The 6,396-nt window shown below is 54.5% G+C and carries 5 protein-coding genes; 1 reads left to right on the top strand and 4 read right to left on the bottom strand.

Features of this window, described 5'->3' with window-relative positions:
- Positions 1-178 precede the first annotated feature (178 nt).
- The 4 genes from DBO31_RS04480 to DBO31_RS04465 are packed head-to-tail and all read right to left on the bottom strand — an operon-like array spanning position 179 to position 4,585.
- A complete protein-coding gene (locus tag DBO31_RS04480; protein WP_150824542.1) occupies positions 179-1,462 on the bottom strand; it encodes a DUF445 domain-containing protein in 1,284 nt (427 codons plus the stop codon).
- A 1-nt stretch (position 1,463) separates the two neighbouring features.
- Positions 1,464-2,738 (bottom strand): DUF445 domain-containing protein, encoded by a 1,275-nt coding sequence (locus DBO31_RS04475; RefSeq protein WP_059076465.1) that lies wholly within the window; start codon positions 2,736-2,738, stop codon positions 1,464-1,466.
- Positions 2,739-2,783: 45 nt separating this feature from the next.
- The gene (locus DBO31_RS04470) at positions 2,784-3,479 is read right to left on the bottom strand and encodes an MBL fold metallo-hydrolase (RefSeq protein ID WP_150824541.1); all 696 of its coding nucleotides are present in this window, start codon (positions 3,477-3,479) and stop codon (positions 2,784-2,786) included.
- A complete protein-coding gene (locus DBO31_RS04465) occupies positions 3,476-4,585 on the bottom strand; it encodes an ATP/GTP-binding protein (RefSeq protein ID WP_150824540.1) in 1,110 nt (369 codons plus the stop codon). Before DBO31_RS04465 ends, DBO31_RS04470 begins: the two co-directional genes overlap by 4 nt.
- A gap of 491 nt (positions 4,586-5,076) precedes the next feature.
- Between DBO31_RS04465 and cysK the strand changes: the two genes are divergently transcribed.
- Positions 5,077-6,015 carry a cysteine synthase A gene (gene cysK / locus DBO31_RS04460; protein WP_059076462.1) on the top strand — a complete coding sequence of 313 codons (939 nt, stop codon included), beginning with the start codon at positions 5,077-5,079 and terminating at the stop codon, positions 6,013-6,015.
- Positions 6,016-6,396: the final 381 nt, after the last annotated feature.

Here is a 6,396-nt window from a genome sequence, read left to right as displayed (position 1 = left end):
GTTTTACGTCAGGCATCGTCGGCGGGGCCGTCAGATGCAAGGAGGATGGAGGGAGGCGTAGCGGGGCTACGCTGACTGACGACGACGCCGCAGATGATGGTCCAGCCGGCGAGGCATAGTAAATAAGCCAGACGCCGCGGCACGTCAGGAAACAAGATTCCAGCCGTGGGTCCTACGATTACATAAATAAGTTGCGGATGAAGGGTACAAAGAAGGGTTCGTATATGACTTTCAGGATGACGAAGACGAAGAGGCCCAGGGTGCCGCCTACGATGGCGCCGTTGATACGGATCCAGGCCAGGTCTTCACCGACTTTGCTTTCCAGGAAGGTATTGAACTTCTTCTTGTCAAAACCGGACAGCACTTCCCGCACGGCGACGCCGATGAGGGAGTGTTCGTGTTCCAGGATGATTTCACATCCCCGGCGGATCTGGTCGTCAATCCAGTCCTTGATTTCCGGGTACTGGCTGCAGTAGTCGAGGTAATGCATGAATTCCCCTTCCAGGAGATTCTGCAATTTGTCCTTGCCTTCTACGCCGGTGGTGAAATAGGCCTGGCTGGCGCGCTGCGTCGAGGTGAGCCACATTTCTACAGGCAGGGAATCGACGAACTGATCCTGCCAGCGCTGTACCGTGTAGGTCAGCTGGCCATTCATAGCATACATCTGCAGTTCCAGTTTCTGACACAGCCACTGCCGTTCTTTGCCGCCGGCGTGTTCCCACCGTTCCAGCCAGACGATGATGCCCTTCTGCACGTCTTTGGCTACTTTTTTGGTGTCGACCATGCCCGTAAATTTATTCAGGGTCATGATGAGGTGCGGAGCCGTCCGGGATTCGGCCATCCATTCGTCGAGGGCCCGGATGAGGACGGTTTCAAATTCCTTGCTGCGCACGCAGTCCTTGATGAGTCCGATGATATCGGTGAGCATCTGGCTGTCCGGGTCTTCCAGCATAGTGATCATGCGGTCCTGCAAAAAGCTCAGCAGGGGCTGCCGCTTGAGGTAGGTCCGGATATGGGCCGCGATATACTGCTGATTCTTGCTCTGCCGGCCATATTCATAGGCCTGCTGGGCGACTTCAAACAACAGGGTCCGGAATTTTTCCCGGCCGCCGCTGCTGGTCAGCCAGTTCGTGAATTTGTCTACAAAGGAGACGGTATATAATTTGTCTTTCCACATGCCCGGCTGCAGCAGTTTTTCCGACACGACATGGGTCATGCCGTCTATGATCTGCGTGCGGTGGCTGTAGACCAGTTCCGTGTGATAGGGAAATCCCAGAGGCCGTTCAAAGAGGGCCGTCACGGCGAACCAGTCGGCAATGCTGCCGATGAGGGCCGACTGGATGACGAAAAACAGCAGCTCTCCCAACAGGCCCACTTCGTGGCTGTACCACCACCAGAATACGAGGACAAAGCAGAGGAAAGATAAGGCCAGGATGGCATTTGCCCGCTGACGGTATGTCATATTACCAGCCTCCTTTCAATGCGTACATGGCAAGGAAGATACAAGCGCCCAGGACGGCGCCGACCAGTGAGCCGTTGACGCGGATCATCTGCAGATCGTACCATACGCGGCTTTCCAGCGCGTCGGCTAATTCCTGGCTGTCGTAGGCCAGTATTTCTTTTTCTGCCGTCGCGCCGAACCAGTTCTGGAGCCGTTTCAGTTCCTTTGCCGCCAGGGCCAGGACCATACGGTTCATCTGTTCTACCTGCAGGTCGCTGCTCTTCCAGCCTTCGAGACGTTCGATGGCGTAGGTCGCGGCGGCGCGGCAGATCCGGTTCTGCCGGTCCGGGTCCTGTACGTAGCGCTGCCACGCTTCTTTCATGTCCGGACGGGAAACGACGTGATGGAACAGGCGCATTTTATAGCTTTCCAGCCGTTCCTGCCAGACCGGATTGACTTCCAACTGTTCCGCCTGCTGCCAGATGAACTGCAGGGCTTTCTTCCGTTCTTCCGAATCGGGTTTCTTTGCTTCCTGCAGTACCGCCAGGAATTTTTCCTGCAGATTGGCCGCTACCCGTTCGGGGCTGAACATATCGCTGGCCAGGGCTGCCTTGACGATGAGGGCATAGACGAAATTGCGGTGTTCGTACTGGCGCAGGGATTCACGGTAAATATCGGCCATGTACCGTTTGGCCGTTTCACTCCTGGTCATCGATTCCAGTGTACAGATGAGAAAATCGAGGAAATCATTTCCCGCTTCCCCGACCAGGCCGGTCTTGAGGGCTTTGCCCATGATAGGCGCTATGCGGATTTTTTCGATGGCGTCGGCCCCCATATCGGAAAAGGCATCGACGATTTTTTTCATGTCCAGGGTATACAAAAAGGTATTGAGGACGTGCCCCAGGACGCGTTCTGCCGACTGGAATCCCTTTTCCGTATGAAGGTACGAAAGGCCCGCTTCCAGGACGGGATGATGCTTCAGTACATGATACATGTTGGGGACGGTCAGGATTTCACTTTCGATCATATGCCGGGCCGTTTCGGCAATCCGTTCCTTGCTGCTGGGAATCAGTGCCGTTTTAAAGGAAATTCCCAGGGGCCGGCGGAACAATGCCGTCACGGCATACCAGTCGGCCAGTCCCCCGATGAGGGCCGCGCCGGACAGGTGCATGATGAGTCCTCCCCAGAACAGGTCCCGGAAAGGATAGGAAAAAAGCAGGAGCAGTGCCGCGATAATCAGTATATAATTGGCTATATGACTCCGCGTCTGCCCTGTCGTTGTCTCAAATTGGGTCATTATCGTTCCTCCTCCGGCTCGTGCCGGTCGTATAGTTATGCCGTGTCACCAAAGCAGTTTCGTATCTCCGCTATGGACAGGAATCCACAGGGACTGATCCGGATAAGCCTTGCGGAATGCCTCCGACGGCTGCCACGGTGTACCGAAATAGTGCATGGGGACCAGACAGAGCTTGACTGTCACATGCTTTAAAAATTCCCGTACACCCCATTCCCGGGCTCCTTCGAGGCGGGCATCGACGGGGAAAAAGGCCACATCGACCGTAAGGCCGTCCAATTTCTTCATTTCAGCGTCAAACAGGCGTCTGGCGTTTTCATTATTCTCATCGGTGTCGCCATTCCAGTGCCACCAGTTCAGGTCACCGGCATGAAACAGGCTCAGCCCGTCTGTCCGGACCAGGAAGGAACCGCCTTCATCGGTCGAACCGAACTGGGTCACTATGGCATCGTCGATGCGGCACGTATCATAGACTTCCATGGAATACAGTTTGTCCTGCGGGGCCTGCCGGAACGGCACGTCCTTGTTGACGATATAGGCCTGGGCTTTATGGGAAAAGTCGATGATATGGCGGTTGAAATGGTCGCCGTGCCAGTGACTGACAAAAAACCACAACGGCTTGTCACCGTCGGCATAGCGGCGCACGACGCGCTGTTCATCCTGATAATAATCAAATACGAGTACTTTCGTCGCTGTCTCTACAGCGAACCCGCTGTGAGCCAGATAGGTCATCTGTATACTCATCGTACCGCCTCCTCAAACGGGTATGTATTGAATTCTCCTTTAATGTATGCATCATACAGCCTGCGCCGTTCACAGCGCAGGTGATAGGCGCTGATGGGCCAGATCTGCGTTCTGCCCTGAAGGCCGCGCCGGGCTATCCACAGCTGTTCCGGATGGAACAGGTCATTATCCAGGAGCAGCAGGTCATGGGTCACGCCCAGCAGCTGGCCCCGGTTGTCTTCCTGATGGACGAAATCACGGATGAGGTGCTGTACGACCGGCGTCATCCAGTAGGAATCCAGGTCGTCGATGATGACCGTACTGCCCTGCTGCATCTGGGCCAGGCCGGCTGCCAGAGCCGCCATCTTGCGCACGCCCGCCGCTTCGTCGGAAAGCCGGCAGGGACGGGATTCACCCCGGCGCCACAGCAGGACTTCGCACAGACCTCCGCTGTCCGTATAGGAAATGCGGCAGATAGACGAGTCGATGAGCTGCAGCAGGGACAGGATGGCTCCTTCTTCTGCCTGCCAGTACGTCTGTTCTACTTCGGACAGGCGCATGGGCATCTGCTGCCAGACCGCCATATCCCGCTCCCGCACAATGTGGATTGCCGCCGCGGCCTGCCGCAGGCCTTCACTTTCCGGCAAAAAAGGCGCCGTCTGGGACAGGATATCTTCACCGCCGCTCACACGGGGCGCATTTCCCGGCCCGTGCCACTCGAGGACTCCCCTGCTGTAGGCATACTGCAAGGTGCCGCCGATGGAAAGGCGTTCCTCCCCGATGCCATCTGCCGTATAGGACAGACTGTATTCATAAGAATGGTCATGGACTTCATCGTACAGGACGATGGAAAAAGACACGGGACCGCTTCCCGAAGGCAAAAGTGCTGGCGTCCACCCCGTCAGGATGCTGTCGAGCAAAAACTGCAGGGCAATGAGCAGATTCGTCTTGCCGGCGCCGCTGGGACCGAACACCAGCAGAGAGCGCATGATTTTATAATCGGGCAGGGCACGAAAACAAGGTTCATACCGGGTGCCTTTGATACGCGCATGGTCGGAAGGCACGAGGCGCAGTGTCACCGTGTCTGAAAAAGACAGGCAGCCCCGTACGGAAAATTGGACAAGCATATAATATTTCCTCCCTTGGTATTAGTCCTATTATACCACACATCTATAGTAACTTATATATACAGTTGAACGGATACACAAAAAACCTGTTCATAAAGAAAAAGTTACCTTTTTAGTATTTTTTCTGTTTTTCCTATTGACAAATCAAAATGGAAAGTGTACTATAATCGTAAACATTGAGATAGCGATGAGCAAAACAAGTACCTGTAACAACGGTCGTCAGAGAACGCAGGCCATAGGCTGAAAGCCTGCCCGGCACGTATTGCAGCGAATGCCTTTGCGAGCAGAACGGGGGAACCATGAGTATCCCGTTCCGGCAGCCGCCGTTACCGGTACCGAGTGGCAGTTATACTGCAACCAGAGTGGAACCACGGTCCGCCGCCTCTGAACGAGACGGCGGATTTTTGCATCATCGGGGGAAACGGTATCCGCATATACAGCCGCGCGCTCAATGTATACTATTTTTATCCAATTTATGGAGGGATGTCATTATGGGAAAAATTTATAAAAGCTCTTTGGAATTAGTAGGTCATACACCGCTCTTAGAACCACAGCGTTTCAATAAAAAAGCCGGCGTCAAAGGAAAAGTCCTGGTCAAACTGGACATGTTCAACCCTGCCGGATCTGCCAAAGACCGTATCGCCAAAGCCATGATTGAAGATGCCGAACAGAAAGGCATCCTCAAAGAAGGTTCGGTCATCATCGAACCGACCAGCGGCAACACAGGCATCGGCCTGGCAGCCGTCGCCGCCGCCAAAGGATACCGCGCCATCTTCACCATGCCGGAAACCATGTCCGTCGAACGGCGCAACCTCATTGCAGCCTACGGTGGTGAAATTGTCCTCACGGAAGGCAAAAAAGGGATGCAGGGCACGGTCGACAAAGCCAACGAACTGGCAAAAGAAATCCCCAACTCCTTTATCCCCGGCCAGTTTACCAATCCGGTAAACCCGAAAGCCCACAAAGAAACGACGGGCCCGGAAATCTATGAAGACACAGACGGCCAGGTCGATATCTTCATCGCCGGCGTCGGCACAGGCGGTACCCTTACCGGCGTAGGCCAGTACCTCAAAGAAAAGAAACCATCCGTCCAGATTGTAGCCGTCGAACCGGCTGATTCCCCGCTCCTGTCCGAAGGCCATGCCGGCCCGCACAAACTCCAGGGCATCGGCGCCAACTTCGTACCGGAAACACTGGACACCAAGATTTACAACGAAGTCTTTACCGTCACGACCGACCAGGCTTATGATACAGCACAGGCCTTCTCCCAGGAAGAAGGCCTGCTCATCGGTATCTCCGGCGGTGCCGCCCTCTATGCAGCTACTCAGATTGCCAACCGCCCGGAAAACGCCGGCAAGACTGTCGTAGCCTTCCTGCCCGATAACGGCGACCGCTACCTGACCACACCGGACTTCATCAAACAGAAGTAAAAACCACCTCATATACTCTACTCCCAGAAAATGGGCTGCCCCAGGAAAGAAACTTCAAGGGACAGCCCATTTTCCATGTGTGGGGGAAGAGCTGGTGGTTAGTGGTTAGTGGGAAAGGGATAGTTTTCGGACTCAGATACTGGAACTCAAATGATAAAAGGACCCTTCAGTCAGCAAAGCTGACAGCTTCCCCTCACAGGGACGCCATATTACACAGTTCGTCGAACCGGCTTTTCTATATAAACTTAGCAACAAAGGACCCACGACCGGGGACGGAAAGGGATAGTTTGGAGTTTGGAGTTTGATGTTTGATGAAGAAACCAGTTCGTCAAACCAGCTTTTTATACTAAAATTATCAGCTCTAGTGCCACGACGGCTGGC

The sequence above is a fragment of the Megasphaera sp. DJF_B143 genome, from assembly GCF_900320625.1.
Lineage (GTDB): Bacteria > Bacillota > Negativicutes > Veillonellales > Megasphaeraceae > Megasphaera > Megasphaera hexanoica.
The sequence above is the reverse complement of the archived record's forward strand: the minus strand, read 5'-3'. Positions and strand labels throughout refer to the sequence as shown.

Coding starts and splice junctions, on each gene's coding strand:
- DBO31_RS04475 (WP_059076465.1), bottom strand. CDS start 2,738: ATGACCCAATTTGAGACAACGACAGGGCAGACGCGGAGTCATATAGCC.
- DBO31_RS04480 (WP_150824542.1), bottom strand. CDS start 1,462: ATGACATACCGTCAGCGGGCAAATGCCATCCTGGCCTTATCTTTCCTC.
- DBO31_RS04465 (WP_150824540.1), bottom strand. CDS start 4,585: ATGCTTGTCCAATTTTCCGTACGGGGCTGCCTGTCTTTTTCAGACACG.
- cysK (WP_059076462.1), top strand. CDS start 5,077: ATGGGAAAAATTTATAAAAGCTCTTTGGAATTAGTAGGTCATACACCG.
- DBO31_RS04470 (WP_150824541.1), bottom strand. CDS start 3,479: ATGAGTATACAGATGACCTATCTGGCTCACAGCGGGTTCGCTGTAGAG.